Source organism: Mucilaginibacter sp., from assembly GCF_025359345.1.
Taxonomy (GTDB): Bacteria; Bacteroidota; Bacteroidia; order Sphingobacteriales; family Sphingobacteriaceae; genus Mucilaginibacter.
The window spans coordinates 228,694-251,407 of the sequence record NZ_JANYGQ010000026.1; the positions used below are offsets into that span (position 1 = coordinate 228,694).

11 protein-coding genes are annotated in these 22,714 nt (G+C 42.7%); all 11 read left to right on the forward strand.

What is annotated here, in order from left to right:
* Positions 1 to 15 precede the first annotated feature (15 nt).
* A complete protein-coding gene (locus Q0R52_RS17500) occupies positions 16 to 678 on the forward strand; it encodes an ATP-binding cassette domain-containing protein (RefSeq protein WP_295796522.1) in 663 nt (220 codons plus the stop codon).
* Between the two features lie 133 nt (positions 679 to 811).
* A complete protein-coding gene (locus Q0R52_RS17505) occupies positions 812 to 4,459 on the forward strand; it encodes a carboxypeptidase regulatory-like domain-containing protein (RefSeq protein ID WP_295796524.1) in 3,648 nt (1,215 codons plus the stop codon).
* 354 nt (positions 4,460 to 4,813) lie between these two features.
* The gene (locus Q0R52_RS17510; protein ID WP_295796526.1) at positions 4,814 to 8,317 is read left to right on the forward strand and encodes a carboxypeptidase regulatory-like domain-containing protein; all 3,504 of its coding nucleotides are present in this window, start codon (positions 4,814 to 4,816) and stop codon (positions 8,315 to 8,317) included.
* 176 nt (positions 8,318 to 8,493) lie between these two features.
* Positions 8,494 to 10,098 carry a vitamin K epoxide reductase family protein gene (locus tag Q0R52_RS17515; protein ID WP_295796528.1) on the forward strand — a complete coding sequence of 535 codons (1,605 nt, stop codon included), beginning with the start codon at positions 8,494 to 8,496 and terminating at the stop codon, positions 10,096 to 10,098.
* 119 nt (positions 10,099 to 10,217) lie between these two features.
* The gene (locus tag Q0R52_RS17520) at positions 10,218 to 10,457 is read left to right on the forward strand and encodes a hypothetical protein (protein WP_295796530.1); all 240 of its coding nucleotides are present in this window, start codon (positions 10,218 to 10,220) and stop codon (positions 10,455 to 10,457) included.
* Positions 10,458 to 10,518: 61 nt separating this feature from the next.
* A complete protein-coding gene (locus Q0R52_RS17525) occupies positions 10,519 to 11,811 on the forward strand; it encodes a TlpA disulfide reductase family protein (RefSeq protein ID WP_295796533.1) in 1,293 nt (430 codons plus the stop codon).
* A 75-nt stretch (positions 11,812 to 11,886) separates the two neighbouring features.
* Positions 11,887 to 14,334 (forward strand): TonB-dependent receptor, encoded by a 2,448-nt coding sequence (locus tag Q0R52_RS17530; RefSeq protein WP_295796535.1) that lies wholly within the window; start codon positions 11,887 to 11,889, stop codon positions 14,332 to 14,334.
* Between the two features lie 7 nt (positions 14,335 to 14,341).
* Entirely contained in the window at positions 14,342 to 17,983 is a 3,642-nt protein-coding gene (locus Q0R52_RS17535) for a carboxypeptidase regulatory-like domain-containing protein (protein ID WP_295796537.1), read from the forward strand.
* Between the two features lie 477 nt (positions 17,984 to 18,460).
* A complete protein-coding gene (locus Q0R52_RS17540; protein WP_295796539.1) occupies positions 18,461 to 18,670 on the forward strand; it encodes a hypothetical protein in 210 nt (69 codons plus the stop codon).
* A gap of 278 nt (positions 18,671 to 18,948) precedes the next feature.
* Positions 18,949 to 21,126, forward strand: a complete 2,178-nt coding sequence (locus tag Q0R52_RS17545) for a peptidase domain-containing ABC transporter (RefSeq protein ID WP_295796541.1) — start codon at positions 18,949 to 18,951, stop codon at positions 21,124 to 21,126.
* Positions 21,127 to 21,173: 47 nt separating this feature from the next.
* Positions 21,174 to 22,478, forward strand: a complete 1,305-nt coding sequence (locus Q0R52_RS17550; RefSeq protein ID WP_295796543.1) for an HlyD family efflux transporter periplasmic adaptor subunit — start codon at positions 21,174 to 21,176, stop codon at positions 22,476 to 22,478.
* Positions 22,479 to 22,714 lie beyond the last annotated feature (236 nt).

The following is a 22,714-nucleotide window of genomic DNA, read 5'->3' on the forward strand; positions in this document are numbered from 1 at the left end:
ATCAACCATTCCACCATGATCCACACCCTCGAAGCAGACGGCATCCAGCTTGATTTCGGCATAAGGCACATCCTTACGGACGTTTACCTGAAATGCGAAACCGGCAAAATAACCGGTCTGCTGGGGCGCAACGGTCAGGGTAAAACCTGCCTGATGAATATTATACTGGGCACATTAAATTCTTCAATTAATTCCATCAGGTTTGATGGCAACGTTACCCGCAAAATAAATAAGCGACCTGATTTATTGCTTTATCTCCCCCAGTTTAATTTCGTCCCCAAAGAATTGACCGTAAAAACGGTGCTGGAAGATTTTGGGCTTTCAGCGGATGATTTGAACCGTCGTTTCCCTGAATTTGAATCACGGCACGAGCTAAAAGTTAAGCAGCTGTCAGGCGGCCAATGGCGGACACTGGAGCTTTACATTGTGGTAAAAACTCCATCGCTGTTTGCCATGCTCGATGAACCTTTTACACACCTAAATCCTATCCAGATTGAAAATATTAAACAGTTTTTGCTGGAGGAAAAAGCCAATAAAGGTTTTTTAATAACCGACCATATGTACACGCACCTGCTTGACATAAGCGACAACGTTTACCTGCTTAAAGATGGCCGTACCCACGTAGCCAATACTGTTGATGATTTGGAAGAACTGGGATACATACGGGTTGGCTATTAAATTAAATGCAATAATTGATAGTTTAAGCCTATAGTAAATGATTAAACATTGGCAACTTAGTATCTTTACTAAGCGTAATTTAATTACAAATTAAAACGTTTGATTTATTAGCCTATTTGGAATAAATTTGGTTATGGCCAAAACCTTGCTATTGCTATTTTTTTTACTGCCTGCTGTAATATTTGGCCAGGTAACCGTAACGGGCAAGGTAGTAAACCATGCCGACGGCAAGCCTGTTGCCAACGCCATCGTGTTTTTAAACAACACAACTACAGGTGCCAAAACTACAGCCACCGGTATATTCAGCCTTAAAAATGCGAAAGCGGGCAAATATGATTTAGTAGTTTCGGCACCCGGTTTTGATACGTATACGCAAACAATTAATGCTGAAAATGGCAATCAGAATATTGCTGCAATAAGCTTATCGGCCAAAGTAAAAAAGGTTACCGCGCTAACCGAAGCCGAAAAAAATAATTACGGCCGCTACCTCGGTTTGTTTAAAGATGAATTTTTAGGGACGTCAGCATTGGCTAAGGAATCAAAAATAACCAACCCCGAAATACTTAATTTAAAGTACGATGAAAAAACAAGCACGCTCACGGCATCGGCTGACGGCCTGTTGCTGATTACCAACGCAGCACTCGGCTATAACATAAAATATTTGTTAAAAGATTTTACGCTGAATAACGGGGAAGAAAAAACAAGTGTGTTTTCGGGCTATGCTTTTTTCGAAAAGACTAAGGGGACTGCGAAGCAGGAGCAGGAATGGCAAAACCGACGAGAGGAAGCTTATGAGGGCTCGCTGCCACATTTTTTACGCTCGGTTATTGCCGACAACCTGGACCAGCAGGGTTTTAAGGCCCAGCGCTTGCCGTCAAATGCCGAAAGGCCTGCAGACAGCGTAATTAATGCAAAGCTGAAGAAATTTATTGCATTAAGCAGCGACAAAGCATTCCGCGACTCGCTAAACTATTGGGTGAAAAAAAAGAACCTCCCCAAAACACCCGGCGGTCTGCTGCCAACGCCGCTCAACAAAACCGATTTAATAACAGGGCCCGACAATAACGGCTTGTATACTTTAAGTGGCAAGAGCGGTGAAATTTATGTGGCTTACAGCAAGTACCGTGCGTTTGCAAACATACCCTTTAACAAGTTAGCTGCGTATGACAATACAGGTAACACCCTGTTGCACTTTAACGGTCCGGCTGTTTTTTTTGATAAAAAAGGGATAATTACCAATCCCGAAAGCATAACAATGGAAGGTATTTGGCTGCGAAAGCGCCTTGCCGATAACCTGCCGACAGATTATCAGCCCCAGCAAAGCGAAGCAATTACGCCCGACAGCTTATTGGTTAAAAACTTAAACCAAAAAATAACCGACTATACAGGCGGCCATATTGAAAAAGCCTACCTGCATTTTGATAAGCCCTACTACGCAACAGGCGACACCATCTACTTTAAAGCCTACGTTACCGATGGTGCCAAACACGAACTATCAACGTGGAGCGAAGTGTTGAACGCCGATCTGATAAACAGCGATAATAAAATAGCGCGGTCGGTTAAATTGCAATTAACCAATGGCCTGGGGTGGGGTACTTTCGTATTGGCTGATACGCTATCGGGCGGTAACTACCACATAAGAGCTTACACCAATTGGATGCGCAATGCCGGGAACGATTATTTTTTCGACCAGACGTTAACCATTGGCAGTACCTCAGGTACAAAAGTTCCTGAAGGGGGGGCTGTTGCTGCTAAATCAAAACAGGCTCCGGTTGCTGCGCTCAATAAATCTGATGTGCAGTTTTTACCCGAGAGCGGCAATATGCTGGCGGGCGTTAAAACCAAAATAGCTGTTAAGGCCATATCGCCTGATGGGTTCGGCACGGAAATAAAAGGCATTATTACCGATAGCGAAAACAAACCGGCGGGCACGTTCGCAACCACTCACCTGGGTATGGGGGTGTTTGAGTTTACACCCGTTGCTGGTAAAACCTATAAGGCCACCATAACATTTGCCGATGGTTCATCAACGGTGGTGGAGCTACCAAAAGCAAGCGATAATGGCTACCAGGTAAACATAGATAACACCAACGCAGGCATCATCAAAATAAGTGTGGCGGGCGGTAAACAAAACCCGTTGGATAAAGTAACGCTTGTGGGGCAGTCGGGTGGGGTTGTTTATTTTTCGGCAAAAAATACCGATGCCGGTAAGTTTAGTGTTGCTGTATCAAAAAAGGAATTTCCGACCGGTGTAGTACAGTTTACCCTGTTTGACGCAAACGGGCAGCCGTTAAACGAGCGGCTTATTTTTGTAAATAATAACGACCAGTTGAACCTTGATGTATCAACCGGGCAAACGGCTTATGCAAGCCGGCATAAAGTGCAGGTAACTATCCAGGCCAAAAACAAGCTGAACCAGCCTGCTATCGGTAACTTTTCGGTATCGGTTACTGACGAAGCCAAAGTGCCTATAGATGAGGTAAATGAAAATACCATATTATCAAAACTGCTGCTTACGTTCGAATTGAAGGGTTATATCGAGCAGCCCAACTACTATTTTGCCAACGTTACCGACAAAACCGGGGCCGACCTTGATGCACTGATGCTAACCCAGGGCTATCACCGTTTTGAATGGAAACAGGTGCTGGACAATACTCCGCACCAGGTAACTTATCAGCCCGAAAAAGCGCTTGAAATTGCAGGTTTGGTGAAAAAAGGCAGCAAGCCACTTTCAAACCAAAAAGTAACGCTGTTTGCCAAAAGCACAACCAATTTTTTTAAGGACACTGTTACCGATGCTAATGGCCGGTTTGTTTTTAAAAACCTGGTATTTGGCGACAGCACCAAATTTGTTGTGCAGGCAAAAACAGCAAAGGGACAGGATAACGTGGTGCTAACCGTAGATACACCCTCAACCCCCGCAATATTGCATTTACTGCCTGCATGGAATGTTGCGGCAGGAGGTAAGGCAGGTAACGGTTTTTATGAGATTGATATGTCCGCCTATATACAAAACAGCAAGCAGTTTAACATGGAGCAGCAAAAATACGGCATCAATAAACACCCGCTGTTGCTAAAGGGAGTTACTGTAAAGGATAAAAAAGGGCAGGATACTTTTGAACATTCAGACAATTTTAATGGTAAAGGGAGCGCCGACCAGGTTATTACCGCCAAAGACCTGGAGATGCTCGCCTGCAGCCGCCTGCGCGACTGCCTGATAGCGAAATTGGTGAACATCGATTTTAAAAACGGTTACTTTTATGTTAGAAAGCTTGGCGGGTTGGATATACGGGCAACAAACGCCACCCCCGACCCCATGAAAGTAATAATTGACGGCACTATGCAGGAAAATGAACCTAACCTGCTGGACAATGTAATAGCAGGTGATGTTGAAAGTGTAGAGGTACTGGATAATATGCACACTACTGCAATTTACGGCACACAAGGTTCGGCGGGCTTGTTTGTTATTACGTTAAAACGGGGGCGCAAGGCAAACAACTATTACCATTATTCGCCGGGTGTGGTAACTTATATGCCAAAGGGTTTTTATTTAGCAAAGGAGTTTTACTCGCCACAGTATGATAACCCGCAAACCAACCAAAAAATGGCGGACTTGCGCAGCACCATTTACTGGAACCCAACAGTAGTAACCGGGCCGGATGGCAAAGCCTCGTTCGAGTTTTTTAATGCCGATGGCAAGGGCACTTACCGGGTAGTTGTTGAAGGTATTGATGTGGAGGGGAACCTGGGGCGACAGGTTTACCGGTATAAGGTGGACTAACACAAAATAGTTCTTGTAACAGGCAAAAAACTGTTGCTGTTCACAGTGGAACATAATGAACAGGGTGGAACAGTAAATAGTCAATACATTTCGGTAAAAAGTGCATTTCCTGTTCATTAGGGCAGTTTTTAACTTAAAAATCAGTATTAAAAACACAAAAAGTACTGACAAAACACTGTCAGTATTTCATCATTTTTAATGCCTAAATTTGCGGCCCATCGGACAGGCACCGTATATTGTCTGATTTCAGCTGCCATGGATAGCAATTTATGGAAGCAGGTGTATATTTATTAAGTAGAGTAAATTATTGCTACTCAATTGCATTTGCTATTGCTTTTTCATTAACTTTAGGTAATGAAAACCTTTATCTTAATCATATCACTATTATTCATTTCATTAGGTTGCCTGGGGCAGTACACTATCAGTGGCCGGGTTATCAACCAGGCTGATACAAAGCCTGTTGCCGGCGCCAGCGTATTTTTAAGCAATACTACAACCGGCACAACAACTGCCGGCGACGGTACATTCCTGCTGCAGAATGTGCGCCCCGGTAAGTACGACCTGGTAGTTTCCATTGTTGGGTTTGAGGCGGAAAAGCAAACCGTAACCGTAGGCATAGCAGGTATTAAGCTTACCGATATTGTGCTATACCCCAAAACTATTGTGTTGAGCCAGGTAACGGTTAGGGCCGAAAAGAACGACCCCGAAAGGCAAAAATATCTCGACAAATTTGAGAAGGAGTTTTTAGGCAACACCGACCTTGCCCGGGAATGCAAAATACTAAACCCCGAATTGCTCGACTTTCATTTTAACGCCGACAGTAACACACTATCGGCATCATCGGTTGACTTTTTGCTGATTGAAAATAAAGCGCTTGGTTACAGGATAAAATACCTTTTGAACTATTTTTTGCTTGATAACTCGCACTTCGATACAAAAGCATTGAGCTACTTCGGTTATATTTTATTTGAAAAAATGAGCGGCACGCCGGCGCAGGAAAAAGAATGGCAAAAACGCCGGAGCGATGTGTACCAGGGTTCGCAAATGCATTTTTTACGATCGGTTGTTAATAACAGGATTGAAGAGGAGGGTTTTAGGGTATTACGGCTGCCTGTTAAAGCTGACTACGTGCCCGACAGCGTTTTTTATTTTGATAAAGTGCTTTCGAAAAATATAAAAGATGCTGACTCCCTGGTTACCGGTCCCGACGGACAGGGCTTGTACAGCTTGTTCACCAGGCACGATATGCTTTATGTTAGTTATAATAAATACCATCATTTTAATAATAGTTCGTACGCTAAATTGGGCAACCAGGGCAATACTATCGTAACCTTTAATTCGCCGGGTGCAACCTTTGATAGCAATGGCACTATTATCGATCCTAAAAGCCTTACCTACGATGGCGCATGGGCCCGGAGTGGTATGGCCGCCCTGTTGCCGGTTGATTATAGTGATGGGTTGGTAACCACCATAAACACGAAGCAAATAAATACCATAATAAACAAACTAAAAGCCTTTGCCGATACCCAAAAAGTTGAGAAAGTTTACCTGCATTTTGATAAACCCTACTATGGGGCTGGCGATACTGTCTATTTTAAAGCGTACGTAACCTCGGGCGGGCAGCATCAGCTTTCGGCGCTGAGCGGCATATTGCATGTTGATTTGATAAATCCGGGTAGCAAATTAGCAAAATCCCTACAGCTAAAGTTAACCAATGGCCTGGCTTGGGGCGATTTTGCATTACCCGACACCATGAAAGGTGGTAAATACTGCATACGGGCCTATACTAACCCAATGCGCAATGGAGGAGAAGCCCCCTTTTTTGAGCAGGATATACTTATCGGTTCAATGGGGATTAAAGGCGTGCCGGAGGGTGGCAATGCAGTGACCAAAACATCGATTTTGAAAGCATCGGTAACCAAAAATGATATCGGGTTTTTACCCGAAGGCGGTAGCTTTATTGCCGGCAATTATTCGCGGATAGCATTCAAAGCGGTTGCCCCTGATGGTTTTGGCGCTGAGGTAAAGGGAACGGTAACTGATGACGCAGGCCAGGAAGTATGCACCTTTGCCTCTACGCATTTGGGCATGGGCGCTTTTAACATAGTCGCACGCGAAGGCGTTACCTACAAGGCGAACGTAATTTTTGCTGATGGCTCAACCTCCATTGTCGACTTACCCAAAGCAGTAAATACCGGGTACACGCTAAGCTTAAACAATAACAATGCTGACACCATACGGCTAAGGATAACCGCTGCAGGCGGCAGCAGTATAGATAAACTTAGTCTGCTGGCACAAGCAGGCGGAGTAGTTTATTACGCGGCCGAAAGTACGCCCGGCCTTAAATTTTTTAGCGCGGTAATACCTAAGAACAGGTTCCCGACAGGTGTTGTGCAATTTACCCTGTTCAACCCAAATGGCGAACCAATGAACGAACGCCTGGCCTTTGTAAACAATCCGGCGGACAGTCTTAAGTTGGCGATATCAGCAAAAAATACTTATGCGCCTCGCCAGAAAGTTAATATTAAGCTTACTGCCGCAGGGGGCGATGATAAACCGGTAACCGGCAATTTTTCGGTGGCGGTAATTGACGAAACCAATGTACCGGTTGACGAGGACGCCGAAAGCACTATCCTTTCAAACCTGCTTCTTACATCTGAATTGAGGGGGGCAATTGAACAGCCCAATTACTATTTCAGAAACGTTGACGATAAAAAGCTTGCCGATTTGGATATGCTGATGCTCACACAAGGCTACCGAAGTTTTGAATGGAAAAAAGTATTGGCAGGCACCAACACGCCGATAAAATACCAGCCCGAACAATCGTTACAAATATCGGGCACAGTAAAAAGAAACGGCAAAGCCGTACCCGGCGCCAAAGTAAAACTGTTCACTACAACTAACGGCGTATTTATGCTGGATACGCTGACCGACAGAAATGGTAAATTTATATTCCCGAACCTGGAATTTGCCGACAATACAAAGTTTGTGGTACAATCGCGGGTTGAAAAAGGGCAGGACGATGTTACGCTCGACCTGGATACACCTTCGTTCCCGGCCATCAGCATAAAAAATGCCGGTATTAACAACGCGCCGTCTTTTAAAAATGCCGATACTGCCTATTACATGATCAACCAGCACCGGTTTTACCAGGAGCAACTGAAGTACGGCATAAACAAAACTTCCATTTTGTTGAAAGAGGTAAAAGTTGAAGCCAAAAAAGACCCGGTTATACCGCATTCCGAAAACCTGAATGGTTCCGGCCAGGCCGACAAGGTGCTGACCGCTAAAGATATTGAACGGTTTATTTGCGGAAGGCTTAAGGATTGTTTACAAGGAGTTTTGAAGGGAATTATATTCACAAGGAATGGCACACCTACTTTCGATGGTATAACACCGGTCCCCATTTACATTGATGGCACTTTTGTTGAATCGGATGAATTTGATGCTTTACGCCCGGACGATATTGAAGGAATTGAGCAAGTTTATGGACCACATTACGGAGCAATTTACGGAGCAAGGATGGCCCGGGGCGGATTAATAATAACAACTAAACGGGCAAAAAAAACAAATGAATATTACCGCTACGCACCCGGTGTAGTAACTTATAAACCTACAGGCTTTTACAAAGCCCGCGAGTTTTACTCACCGCAGTATGACAACCCAAAAACAAACCAGAAAATGCTCGATCTCCGCAGCACCATATATTGGAACCCCAACATCATAACCGGTAAGGACGGCAAAGCAACATTTGAATACTTTAACGCCGATGGCCGCGGTACTTATCGCATTGTTATTGAGGGTATTGACGCCGACGGCAATTTGGGGCGGCAGGTTTATCGCTATAAAGTGGATTAAACTATATGGTTTGATAAAAATTTTATCAAATGCGAAATTATTGTGCATCACACAATTATAATATAATCGACGCGAAATTTATTTAAACTAATATTTTGATTTTTGCCTTTAACACTATACTTTTAGTTTTTGCGTTTTAACGCTATAATTTTAGTTTTTAACTATTACCTGGCCTTATGTTATCGTTTACCAATTACCAAAATCCCGAAGCGGCAGTTATCAAATTATTAAAGTGCCTTGCTATAGGCATTGAGCCTGTCACCATTATTACCGAGTTAGAAAAACACCCCGATTACCCCAGTCTGCTGGCAATCAGCGATGTGCTTACCGCGTTCGATATAGATAACGCGGCCTACCGGGTTGATGCCGAAAATATTGGCACAGTTCCCTGTCCCTTTATTGCGCATACTAACCTGAACGGCGGCGATTTTTTAACGATAGAAAAAATTAACGGCGACACCGTTTTAGCCAGCAGCGACAAATGGAACAAGCATAAACTAAGCCTTGATGATTTTAAAAAAATGTTCCAGGGCGTGGTATTAACAGCCGAACCATCATCCGCTTATAAAACAACTACAAGCCTCACTACGGTTTTAAACTCCATAAAAGTCCCGGCTATAGCAACTGTACTGTTGCTCATACTGCTGGGAGCGCTGCTGCATAACGGTTATTTTACTGATTTAACCTGGCAAACCGCATTGCTAACCCTTTTTAAAACCGCAGGATTGGTAACATCCATCCTGTTGTTGGTACAATCGATAGATAGTAATAATCCGCTGGTGCAAAAGCTTTGCCAGGCAAGCAGTAAAACCAATTGTAACGCCATACTATCATCAAATGCCGCAAAAGTTTTCGATGGCCTAAGCTGGAGCGAGGTTGGCTTTTTTTATTTTGCAGGAACCTGGCTGCTGCTGCTTTTTGGCGGCGGCTCCACTTTGGTTTGGTGGGTGCTGGCGGTTTTAAATATTGTAAGCCTTCCCTATACAGTTTATTCCATTTATTACCAGGCGCGGGTTGCTAAACAATGGTGTGTTTTATGCTGCACCGTGCAGGCGCTTTTATGGCTGGAGTTTGCATCATTTGCGCTTCGCACCCTCTCCTTTGGAGAGGGCCGGGGTGAGGCGATTATTCATAGCTGGGCTGAGGCCATTCCCATTTTTACCTGCCTGCTGCTGCCTGTCATTTTATGGATGCTGTTAAAGCCGCTGCTTTTAAGCCGGCAGCAATTGCGGCCATTAAAAAACCAACTGCGAAAGTTTAAATACAATACCGAACTGTTTAATAATGTGCTGGTAGCACAGCCCAAATACGCAACGCCCGATGACGAATGGAGCATAGTATTAGGCAATGTAGAGGCCAGCAATATAATTACCATGGTGAGCAACCCCTATTGCCCGCCCTGCGCCAAAATGCATGCATCTTTAGACGAGTTGCTTAACAACAACGGCAACATACAGGCCCGCATCGTATTTACCGCCAGCAATACCCCCGAAGACATAAAAACCCCCGTAAGCCGTCACCTGATGGCCCTCAACGAACTCCCCGACAAAGCAATTGTAAAACAAGCCCTGCACGACTGGTACGAACAAAAGCAGAAAAACTACGAAGCCTGGGCAAAAGTGTACCCCGTGCAGCTAAACGAAGCGAATTTTTACAAGCTGGATAAACAAAGCGACTGGGTAAAAATGGCAGAAGTAACCGCTACGCCCACAATGTTGCTTAACGGCTACCGCCTGCCTGATTTGTACCAGCTCCCCGATTTAAAATACATGCTCGAGTAAAGCACATAAAGATACTTTTCGCGAAAGTATAGGAGCATGCCCTTTTAAAAACACATGCAGCCTAATTTACCGGGGCTTGGTACGGGTAAAATTAATCAAAATTCAATAAACTTAATTTTATGTCAAAATTTGAAAAGCTTAGCAGAGCTGAAATGAAAAATGTAATTGGCGGTACTGCTCCAATTGGTGCTGACGGTGATTGTACGCATGATTGCGTGTGCAGCGACGGATCGCATAAAGAAGCAAAACTAACAGGTTGTGCGAAAGATACCTGTTCCAGCGATGCATCTGGAGTAACATGTACTGTAGGAAATTCACCTACGTCCAGGCTTTGCGTAAATATTTGCCCTGCCAGCTAATTAATCAAATGATATCACATTGGTATAACTGTCAATGTGATATCTTATCAATATAAGATTCATGACGATTAAAAGATTGCTTGTTTTGTTATCCTTATCCGTTTTTATTTTGAAGGTGGATGCTCAAAAAATTGAAATTGCCCTTCATGCATCAGATACTTTGGCTATTCAAAACCCATCCAGGCCTTTTAATGATACTTCTTTATTTACCAATGTACCTTATAAAAAATACCCATATTGGAGTTTAAGAAGAATAGCCTACTACAATTTGCAGGCTACATATGAAAATTTGCCTGAAACCCCAGGTAGAAAAAAACTATTTAGGGAATTTGTAGAAAGATATGAACTTGATACGACCTATCTCACAAAAACCAAAACTCCCGGGAATTATATTTATCTGTTCAATGCTATTGATTCGCTGGGAAATAGACATGTGATAGTGGATGCAAATAATAATCATGATTTCAAAGATGATATTGACTTCGAATTCAGTGCAAAAAGCAATAAGCCGCGGGTCTGTAACGCCACAATTAGCTATTATGATGAGAACGTTATACGTAAAGCTGTAGTACCATTAAAAATAGACGCATTTAATAATTTTTCAAGCGATGATTCTAAAATTGGAGATGCTAAAAAGCTTGACATAATAATTGACGTTTTATTGATTAACAAAACCGGAACACTTACTGTAAACAATAAACGATTTAAGATAAATGTGATAGGCTATGATCAACTTCATCCCAAGTCAACGTATGAAATCAATATTCAAAAACTTCCATTTGATGCAAAAAACAACAATGGGTACAGATACAAAAGCTCAGATACACTGAAAATCGAAGAAAATAGATATACTATAAAATCGGCGGTTAATAATACACTAGTTATAAACTATGACGGGAAAAGCAGTAAAACCGATGGAGAAACGGGAATGTTTGCGCCAGGTATTATATCGAGAGACATAAAAATAAATGCCCCGTTTTCCTTGGAGCAACGAAAAGGAAAATATGTACTGCTGGATTTTTGGGGCTCTTGGTGTGTGCCATGTGTTCGCCTTATTCCGGAAGTTAAAAAACTATATGGCAAATATAAAGACGAAATCCAATTTGTAAGTGTTGCATATGACAATTTAAGAGATGTTGAAAAAGTAAAAAAAATAATTAATGAACATGATATGAATTGGGTTCAGTTATTTGATAACAGAAATATTAGCAATGGTATTGTTGGACAATATAAGGTAAATGAGTTCCCCACCAGTATTTTAATTGACCCAACTGGGAAGGTTATATACAGAGGGACCGGTGACGACGGCTTGAAAAGACTTATTATCTTTTACAATGCCAAAACAGCTAATTGAATAGTCATAGGTAAGCTGGTATCGTTGGTCAATAAGTTTTGGGAGTAATGCAAATGTTAAATATAAAAAGTTTACATGATTAAGGTTTTACTGTTTTTAATTGTAGCAATTCAAAGTTTGGCTTTTGGCCAGGCAAGTAAGGATAGTACCTTTCAGAATAACCAGGACAAAAACATTGCCACAACCCTAGATGCTTACACAACCAATCACCCCACCGAAAAAGCCTATCTCCAATTCGACAAACCCTACTATGCCATTGGCGATACAATTTATTTTAAAGCCTACATAACCATTGGCGCACAGCATAAACTTTCAGCATTAAGTGGTATATTATATGCTGAACTAATCAGTCCTGATAATAAAATCGCCCGGTCATTAAAACTGCAAATGATTGCTGGCGTAGCATGGGGCGATTTCGCGTTAACAGATACGTTAAAGGGCGGCAACTACCGCGTTAGGGCTTACACCAATTGGATGCGCAATGATGGTGAAAGTGCTTTTTTTGAGCAAATGTTACCAGTTGGTAGCACGACTGCCCCGCGAATCCCGGAAAGCGCGCAACCGAAAAATAAAAAAGCTGCTGCGAACTTAACAACTAAAAAATTCGATGTGCAGTTCATGCCGGAAGGCGGTAGCCTTGTATCCGGCAATTACTCAAAAATAGCATTTAAGGCTATTGAGCCGGGCGGGGCAGGGACTGATATTACTGGAACTATTAAAGATGAGACAGGCACAGAGATATGCAAATTTGCATCGTCTCATTTGGGGATTGGATCATTCAATTTAGTGCCTGAAGTGGGTAAAACCTATAAAGCCAACATAACTTATGCTGACGGCACAACAAGCGTTATCGATTTACCAAAAGCAATAAACGATGGATACACGATCAGTTTAAATAATTCAAATCCTGATACATTAAGAATAAGAATCACGGCAGGCAACGAAGCAACCGGCAGCAAACTAAGCCTGGTTGCCCAAGCTGGCGGCGTGGTTTATTACGCGTCTGAAAAGCAGGGCTACAGTAAGATATTTTCAGCGATAATCCCTAAAAGTAAATTTCCTACAGGAATTATACAATTCACCTTGTTTTCGCAAAATGGTGAACCCATAAACGAGCGGCGTGCATTTATCAATCACCACGACCAGCTAAATCTCAATTCAAAAACAGATAAACCGGAATACACTATACGCCAAAAAGTAAAGATTAAATTATCCCCCCAAAATAAAGAGGACAAACCTGTAACCGGGAGCTTTTCTGTTGCGGTAACCGACGAAACAAAGGTGCCGGTCGATTCGCTTAATGAAAATACGATACTTACAAACCTGCTGCTTACTTCAGAATTAAAAGGAAATATTGAACAACCGGACTATTATTTTGCGGGCACAGACGAGAAAATACAAACAGATCTGGATAACCTGATGCTTACCCAGGGTTATCGGCATTTTGAGTGGAAAAATGTATTATCAGATACAGCTGCACCGACTGCCTACCAGCCCGAAAAAGCAATGCAGGTATCAGGAACGGTAAAACGGAACGGCAAACCGGTTCCCAACGCACAAGTTAAACTGTTTAGCAAAGCAGGCGGAATGTTTATGCTCGATACGCTAACTGATGTGAACGGAAAGTTTGCGTTTAAAGACCTGATATTTGCTGACAGTACAAAGTTTGTAGTGCAGTCGAGGGTAAAAAAAGGGCAGGATGATGTTACGCTCGAGTTGGATACCATCCAGGCAGCGCGGGTAGCGATAAAAAATTACGGTACCGGTCAATATGCTAAGGCAAATGTTTCGGTTGCCGATATTTCTACTTATGTTATCAATCAGAAACAGTTTTATGAGGAACAGCAAAAATATGGTATAAATAAACATCCAGTTGTTTTGCGCGAGGTAAAGGTGGAAGCAAAAAAAGAATCGATAATCCCGCATTCGGAAAATTTAAATGGTTCAGGAAATGCAGATCAGATTATAACGGCCAAAGATATTGAAAGGCTCATTTGCGGAAGGCTTGCGGATTGTTTACAAGGTGTCCATGGTTTACAATTTAGAAATGGAATACCCACGGGCGGAGCTTTGGTAATCGATGGCACTTTTGTGGAACTACAGACATTTGCTGATCTAAGACCAGACGATATTGAAGGCATCGAAATAATTGACGGCCCGCACTGGGGTGCCATTTATGGCACCAGGATGGCAGCGGGCGGTTTAATTGTAACTACCAAAAGAGCCAAAAAACAAAACAACAACTACCGCTACGCCCCCGGCGTCGTTACCTATATGCCCAAAGGCTTTTACAAAGCCCGCGAGTTTTACTCACCACAATATGATAACCCGCACACCAACCAAAAAATGGCAGATTTACGCAGCACCATTTACTGGAACCCCAACATCATAACCGATAAAGACGGCAAAGCATCGTTTGAATATTTTAACGCTGATGGCAAAGGTACTTACCGGGTAGTTGTTGAAGGTATTGATGCTGATGGCAATTTGGGGCGGCAGGTTTTTAGGTATAAGGTGGAGTAAAAAATATATGATTAAACGCTTATTGTTTCTTTGTTTGATTTTGCCATGTTTGGCCTTTAGCCAGTTAAAAATAACAGGCCGCGTTATCAATCAGCGTGATACCCACCCTATACCCAACGCCAGCGTATTTTTAAGCAACGCTACCATTGGCGACCATACTAAAGATGACGGAACCTTTGCATTAAATAGTGTAAAGCCCGGCAAATATGAGTTGGTGATATCGCTTATCGGTTTTGATAGGTACACGCAAACAATAACTGTCGACAACAGCAATATTACTTTACCCGATATTACACTGTATCCGGCCACCATCGGCCTTGCCGAAGTAAAAATAAAACCCAAAACCGACCCGGACAGGAAACGAAACTTTGATTGGTTTAAAGATGAGTTTTTAGGCAAATCGGATTTGGCAAAAGGATGTAAAATCGTCAATCCTGAAATGCTCGATCTCGACTACGATGAACGAAATGGCGTGCTCACGGGCTCATCGGTCGACTTTTTGATTATTGAAAACAAGTCGCTCGGCTACCGGCTTAAGTACCTTTTGAAAAACTTTACACTTAATAATTACGACGAGAACAATAAAAGTTTTTCGTATTCCGGGTCGGTATTTTTTGAGCGGCTTGCAGGTACACCACAAGAGGAAGCGCAGTGGCAAACTGCCCGGCAGGAGGCTTATGAGAACTCACAGTTACATTTTTTACGGGCAGCTTTAAATAATAAGATTGAAAGCGAGGGGTTCAGGGTATTTCGCCTGGCTATTAAGAGGAACCCGCAGCGCCCGCCTGATAGCTTAATAAATGAAAATATAAGGGTTTATAATGCATTGAAAGATGCGAAAGGCACTGTTAACTACAAGGATTCGCTCAACTATTGGATGAAAAAATCGAAGCTGCCCGCTACAATGGGGCAAAAACTACTCACCGAACCTTTAACCAAAGCCGATATGTTTAAGGTAAGCAATCGGCGGGGCCTGTTTGAATTTACATCGGGGGGCACCGACGCCCTGTTTATCAGCTACAACAAATACCACCGTTTTAGTTCCGGTGCAATAACACACCTCTCAGATAAGGATAATACTTATGCCACGCTGGTAAGCTTTAATGATCCTGTCGCGCTTTTCGATAACAACGGCTCAGTTATTAACCCGCGAAGTTTGAGCTACGAGGGTGTTTGGAGCAGGGCAAGGGTAGCAACGTTGCTTCCTGTTGACTATGAACCCGCCGAAAGCAATACGGCTGATGCCGACAGCAGTCTCATTAAAAATGTCGGTGCCAGATATAATCTCTACCAAACAAGCCATCCTACAGAAAAAACATATTTGCACTTTGATAAGCCATACTATTCGGCAGGCGATACGATTTATTTTGCAGCTTATGTTACGGGTACAGAACACAAATCGACCACGCTAAGCGGAGTTTTATACATCGATTTAATTGACGGGGTCAATAAACTTCGGCAATCGGCGCAGTTGCCAATTGTACAGGGTAAGGCATGGGGCAGCTTTGCACTGCCCGACAGTTTAAAGAGCGGGAACTACGGAGTGAGGGCCTATACCCGGTTAATGCAGAACGATTCCCTGCCCGTCTACGTTTATCGAAGCCTTGAAATTGGTTCCGCTATGGCCCCCCGTGTGCCCGAGGCTGGCTTAACTGGTAAAACCAACGAGACCACTAATGCCGCTACGCAGTTTTTCGCCGAAAGCGGGAGCCTTATAACCGGCGTAAAAACAAAGGTAGCTTTCAAGGCAGTTGCAGCTAGTGGATATGGAATTGATGTAAAAGGGACGATACTGGATAACGAAAACAAGGAGGCAGGCAATTTTGCAGCGACGCACCTGGGCATGGGATTTTTTTACCTCACCCCGGTAGCCGGTAAAACTTACCGGGCAAAACTTACTTATGCAAACGGTAAACAGGAGATTGTTGACTTGCCGCGCAGCACAGAAAATGGGATAGGTTTAGAAGTAACAGGCTCAAACACGGCATATAGTTTTAAGATAGACTGTAGCAAGCCATATTACGAGGGTAATAAAAATAAATTATTTACACTGATTGCCTATAGCGGCGGGGTACCGCTAAGCATTACCTTTAAGCTGGACAAACCGGAAGTAACCGTTACACTTTCTAAGAAAGATATGAAAATGGGCATTGCCAGGGCCACCCTGTTTTCGGCGGATAGTGAGCCCCTGTGCGAGCGCCTGTTTTTCGTACAAAAAGACGATTTATTGAAGCTAAACCTATCAGGCAATAAAACAGCGTACAGTGCCCGCCAAAAAGTTAGCATGCAATTAAAAACAAACAATGGCGGCGAACCGGCAGTTGGCCACTACTCAGTTTCAGTAACAGATGAGAATAAAGTAGCGGTAGATGAAGCAACTGAGCCTACCATTGTAAATAACTTGTTGTTGACATCGGAACTTAAAGGCTACATTGAGCAACCAAACTACTATTTCATCAATGCCAATGATAAAACAATGGCCGATCTCGACTTGGTGATGCTAACTCACGGTTATCGCAGTTTTGAATGGCAGCAAATATTGAAAGACAATAACAAAGCCGCTATAAACTACACTGCCGAAAAAGGACTATCCATAAACGGCACTATAATGGCGAAAGGCAAACCTGTGCCAAATGCCAAAGTAAAGTTATTTACCAGGGGCGGTGTTAATATAGTGCTGGATACCACCGCCGATAAAAACGGGAAATTTGTATTTGATAACCTAAGTTTTCCCGATAGTACCCGGTTTATACTGCAAGCCCGTACAGCTAAGGGCGACAAAGATGTTGATGTGCAAGTTGACAAACCCCGGCAGGAGCCTGGGGTTTCAACTGAATTTCGCTCGAATAACCAATCTGAAAATTCAGCTTTGGCAGCATATACTCAAAGTAATAAGAGTTTTAACGAAGAACAAAAAAGGAATGGTATTAACCAACATGTACAAATATTGAAGGAGGTAACCATAAAGGGAAAAAAGGAAACGGTGATTGTTGCACATAGCGAAAACTTAAATGGGAAAGGCGGTGCCGATCAGGTAATAACTGCAAAAGAATTGGAAAATCTGCCATGTAGCAGGTTGATTTACTGTTTACAGGCCAAACTTACAGGGATCGTTTTTAACAATGGTCAACTTTTTGTGAGGCACTTACAAAATCTGGATCTCAACAGTCAATCCCGATATGATCAGCCGATGGCAATAATATTGGATGGAATGTTTGTAGATTATGACATTTTTGACAGTTTAAACTCAAACGACATTGAAGGTATTGAAGTGTTAACAGGGCCACATTTTGCCGCCATTTATGGTAGTCAGGCGGCGGGTGGAGCGCTAATGATAACAACAAAAAGAGGTAGAAAAATAAATAATTACTACAAAGAAGCCCCAGGTGTAATAGTTTACACTGCTAAAGGCTTTTACAAAGCGCGCGAATTTTACTCACCGCAATATGATAACCCGCACACCAACCAAAAAATGGCAGATTTACGCAGCACGATATACTGGAACCCCAACATCATAAACGATAAAGACGGCAAAGCATCATTTGAGTATTTTAACGCTGATGGCAAAGGTACTTACCGGGTTGTTGTTGAAGGTATTGATGCCGATGGTAATTTGGGACGGCAGGTTTTTAGGTATAAGGTGGAGTAGATTATACGGTTTGGTAAAAATGTTATCAAATGCGAAATAATTGTGCACCACGCAATTGTAAAGTAATTGATGCGAAATTTATTTGCATTAATATTTTGTTTTTTGCTTTTAACGCTATACATTTAGTTTTTAACTATTACCTAACCTTATGCATTCATTTACAAGCCATCAATACATTATCACCCGAATAAATAGGTTAATAACACATCTATTTACTATAAGCTGTAAACAGTTTTGTTCCCCGTTGCCATTACCTGGTGTTGTTAAACCTATTTACCAAAAAGCAGAAGTACACGCGACGTCCATAATGTTGCTTAACGGCTACCGCCTGCCTGATTTGTACCTGCTGTCCGATTTAAAATACATGCTTGAGTAAAGCACATAAAGATACTTTGTGCACAAAAGTAAAGGAGCGTGCCCTTTGAAACACATGCCGCCAGCCGGGGTGTTACCGGTATAAAACTAAAATACACTTATATGAAAAAGCAACAAAAGTTAAGCAGAAATGAAATGAAAGCCGTTACAGGTGGCATCAGGCAGGACCAGGTTTGGGTTATTTGTAACATTAATGGCACTAACCAACAGGTATTAAGCCCGTGCGCCCCATGCCCTCACTGTCCTAACAATGGATCATGGGTTTCGTACGCATATGCTGGTGATGCAGACCGTTGTCCTTGCCTGTTATAAGCCTGGGCATTAATAATAATTGGCAGTTAGTACTTACTAGCTGCCAATTATTGGGGAACGATAAAAAAACCATGAAGAAATGGGAGATGATGCTATTACCGGGACTTCCATCAAAAAAAAAAGCATCATTTGAATATTAATGCCGACGGCAAAGGCACTTACCGGGTTGCTGTTGAAGGCAATGATGCAGATGGCAATTTGGGGTGGCAGGTTTTTAGGTATAAGGTAGAATAAATGTCAATTTAAAAATATAAATTCGTTAATAAATAATACGTCCTATGCCTTTCACCCACTATAAACAACCTGATCAAATGGACTGCGGCCCTACCTGTTTACGCATGGTGGCAAAGCATTACGGGCGTAATTTTAAGGTGCAAACACTGCGGAAGCTTTGTGAAATAAATCGCGAGGGCGTTTCGCTGCTTGGCATAAGCGATGCTGCAGAAAAAACCGGCTTTCGTTCATTGGGTGTAAAACTTAGTGTATCCCAGTTAAAAGAAGCAGAACTACCCTATATTTTACATTGGCGCCAAAATCACTTTGTGGTGCTGTATAAAATAAAAAACCATAAATATTACCTCGCCGATCCAGCGGCAGGCCTGGTAACCCTTAGCGAAGCAGATTTTACCCGCAATTGGGTAGGCGATAAAGAAAATGAAGAGGGTATAGCGCTGCTCTTAGCGCCAACGCCTCAATTTTATGAGCAGGACGATGAAAAAGGCACCGAGGTTAGCTGGTCGTTTTTGTTCAGGTATTTGATTGCCTATCGTAAACTGGTTTTGCAATTGCTTTTCGGACTGGGCATAGGCAGTTTACTGCAATTGATCGCACCGTTTTTAACGCAATCGGTTGTTGATATCGGTATCAATACCCGTAACCTTAATTTCGTCTACATCATCCTTATCGCCCAAACAGCTTTAATACTTGGCCGGGTAAGCGTGGAATTTATCCGCAGTTGGATATTGCTGCACATCAGTACGCGTATTAACATATCCATCCTTACCGACTTTTTAATAAAGCTGATGAAGCTGCCCATGAGCTTTTTCGATACCAAAATGACGGGCGACATTATGCAGCGCATGAACGACCAGAGAAACATCCAGACCTTTTTAACAGGGTCGACCCTGAGCACTGTATTCAGTATGTTTAACCTGGCAGTGTTTTCGGTTGTGCTGGCCTACTATAACATCGGCGTGTTTTTTGTATTTGCGGTGAGCAGCGCATTGTACATTGGCTGGATAGTGCTTTTCTTAAAACGCCGCCGCGCCTTAAACTATAAAAGTTTTGAGGTGTCGGCCAAAAACCAAAGCAGTATTGTGCAGCTGATAGGCGGCATGCAGGAAATTAAACTCAACAACTGCGAGCAACAAAAACGGTGGGAATGGGAGCACATACAGGCGCGACTATTTAAATTCAACGTAAAAAACCTGGCGCTTAGCCAATACCAGCAAGGCGGTGCAACATTTATAAACGAAGGCAAAAATATTCTGATTACATTTTTGAGCGCGCAGGCAGTGATAAACGGCAACCTGACGTTGGGTGCGATGGTTGCGGTGCAATATATTGTGGGCCAGCTAAGCAGTCCCATTGAACAGTTGCTGGGCTTTATTCAAGGTTTCCAGGATGCCAAAATTAGTTTGGAAAGGCTCAACGAAATCCACCAGATGGACGACGAAGAGCCGGTGAACAAGGAATGGAGCCACACCCTGCCCGAAAACAAAAGCCTCAGCATAAATAAACTGACCTTCAGATACCCGGGCGCAGGTAACGAACCTGTGTTGGAGGATATAGATCTGAGCATACCCGAAGGAAAAACCACAGCCATCGTAGGCATGAGCGGTAGTGGGAAAACCACTATTTTAAAGTTGCTGCTACGTTTTTACGAGCCGCAAAAAGGCGAGATAAAAGTTGGGGAGCAATCTATCAATAACATCGGCTTTAAAACATGGCGCGGCCAATGTGGCGTGGTTATGCAGGATGGTTTTATATTTTCTGAGTCCATTGAACGGAACATCGCTGTTGGCGATGACTACCCTGATAAAGAGAAACTAAAGCATGCTATAAAAGTGGCCAATATACAGGATTTTATAGATGGCCTGCCGCTTGGCTTAAACACCAAAATTGGCGCCGAAGGCAATGGCATAAGCCAGGGCCAGCGCCAGCGTATGCTGATAGCAAGGGCAGTTTATAAAAACCCGCAATACATATTTTTTGACGAAGCCACCAACGCGCTTGACGCCAATAACGAACGGGTAATAATGGACAACCTTGCCGAATTTTTTAAAGGCCGCACGGTAGTTATTGTGGCCCACCGCCTAAGCACGGTAAGCAATGCCGACAACATTATTTTACTGGACAAAGGCCGTATTGTTGAACAAGGTACACACCGCGAATTAACTGCATTAAAAGGCGACTATTATAAATTAGTGAAAAACCAATTGGAGTTAGGAACATAGCCCGCTTTCAACTAATCTCTAATCTCCAACCTCTAATCTCTAACACCATGCCATCAATATACACAGACAAGCTAAATCCGGATGCCCGCCACACCGATGACATGCAGGATATTATTACCGCAGTACCAGGCTGGCTATTGCGTTGGGGTATCTCCTTGTTTTTTGGAATCCTGGTTTTGATAGTGCTGCTGGGCGCGCTGATAAAGTACCCCGACATAGTAAACGCCCAATTAAAAGTCGATTCACCAAATTCGCCAAAGCCGGTAGTTTCAAAAATATCCGGCAAGCTGGTACAATTGCTTGTGAACGAAAAGCAGGTGGTTACCGCTGGTGAGCCGCTTGCCTATCTTGAAAGCACCGCGGATCATGATAAAGTGCTCGCTCTGCTAGCTAATATTAAAACGTTGCAATTGCAGTTAGCGCAAAATAAACCGTTAAACAACCTGGTTGTCAGCCAGGCCGATAACACCCAGCTTGGCGAATTGCAAGGTGCCTATCAGGCTTTTTCGCAGGAGTACCTGGCTTATAAATCGACAATTGACAATGGTTTTTTGATTAAAAAGAAAGCCTACCTGCAAAAGGATTTAAGTAACCTATCGGCCCAGCAGCAACAGCTTAATAGCCAAAAAACCATTGAACAACGCGATTTTTCGCTTACTGATGATGAATACGAAATGCACAAAAAACTCGCGCTGCAAAAAGTAGAAACTAAAGCAGAGCTGCGGCAGGAAGAGAGCAAATACCTGGCAAAAAAAACTTCACTGCTGCAAACTGAATCGGCTATAATAAATGGAGATAATAATTACGCCGCCAAGCAAAAGGAAATTTTAGAGTTGGATAACCAGGTGTTGGAAGAAAAATCGAAGTTTTTGCAGGCGCTCAATAGCCTGGTAAGCACAGCTGAGGACTGGAAAAGTAAATATGTATTAACAGCATCGCAGGCGGGTAAACTATCGTACGCAGGTATTATTCAAAAAAACCAGGTGCTAACCGCCGGGCAGGAAGTTTTTTATATCGATCCCGGTAATGAGGCATTTTTTGGCGAGATGACTATTTCGCAAAATAATATGGGTAAGGTTAAGGAAGGGCAGGAAGTGTTGGTAAAGCTAAGGAGCTACCCATTTGAAGAATATGGCATGATTCGCGGCCGGATAAAATATATTGCTGATGTACCTTATAAGGACAGCATCTTTATCTCGAAGGTTGATTTTAAAATAAAAAACTCGTCTGATTTAAGAAAACCCATCCATCTGAAGCAGGGCATGGTGGCCGATGCAGAGATAATTACGCAGGATGCCACAATTCTACAGCGCATTACCCGTAGTTTCTTTAAAATATTAGGCAGTAAGTAAAATTAATGGTCTCATAATCAAACCTGCAGCACTATTTTATTTTCAAACTAAAGTTTTAAGGAATAAAATTTTAGTTTTTTAAAAAGATCGGTATATTTATAAACCCAATTTAAATAACCGGTTTTTTTGCTTTTTTAATGCATTGCTTTATAAATACTTAGCTTTCTTTTTGACTGGAAGTAAAGAGCCGTTTAATAGTATTGAAATAAACCGACTAGCTTTTTAACTGCCCAACT

Excerpts from the sequence above, each read along its gene's own strand:
- Q0R52_RS17500 (WP_295796522.1), top strand. The coding sequence starts at position 16 with ATGATCCACACCCTCGAAGCAGACGGCATCCAGCTTGATTTCGGCATA.
- Q0R52_RS17505 (WP_295796524.1), top strand. The coding sequence starts at position 812 with ATGGCCAAAACCTTGCTATTGCTATTTTTTTTACTGCCTGCTGTAATA.
- Q0R52_RS17510 (WP_295796526.1), top strand. The coding sequence starts at position 4,814 with ATGAAAACCTTTATCTTAATCATATCACTATTATTCATTTCATTAGGT.
- Q0R52_RS17515 (WP_295796528.1), top strand. The coding sequence starts at position 8,494 with ATGTTATCGTTTACCAATTACCAAAATCCCGAAGCGGCAGTTATCAAA.
- Q0R52_RS17520 (WP_295796530.1), top strand. The coding sequence starts at position 10,218 with ATGTCAAAATTTGAAAAGCTTAGCAGAGCTGAAATGAAAAATGTAATT.
- Q0R52_RS17525 (WP_295796533.1), top strand. The coding sequence starts at position 10,519 with ATGACGATTAAAAGATTGCTTGTTTTGTTATCCTTATCCGTTTTTATT.
- Q0R52_RS17530 (WP_295796535.1), top strand. The coding sequence starts at position 11,887 with ATGATTAAGGTTTTACTGTTTTTAATTGTAGCAATTCAAAGTTTGGCT.
- Q0R52_RS17535 (WP_295796537.1), top strand. The coding sequence starts at position 14,342 with ATGATTAAACGCTTATTGTTTCTTTGTTTGATTTTGCCATGTTTGGCC.
- Q0R52_RS17540 (WP_295796539.1), top strand. The coding sequence starts at position 18,461 with ATGAAAAAGCAACAAAAGTTAAGCAGAAATGAAATGAAAGCCGTTACA.
- Q0R52_RS17545 (WP_295796541.1), top strand. The coding sequence starts at position 18,949 with ATGCCTTTCACCCACTATAAACAACCTGATCAAATGGACTGCGGCCCT.
- Q0R52_RS17550 (WP_295796543.1), top strand. The coding sequence starts at position 21,174 with ATGCCATCAATATACACAGACAAGCTAAATCCGGATGCCCGCCACACC.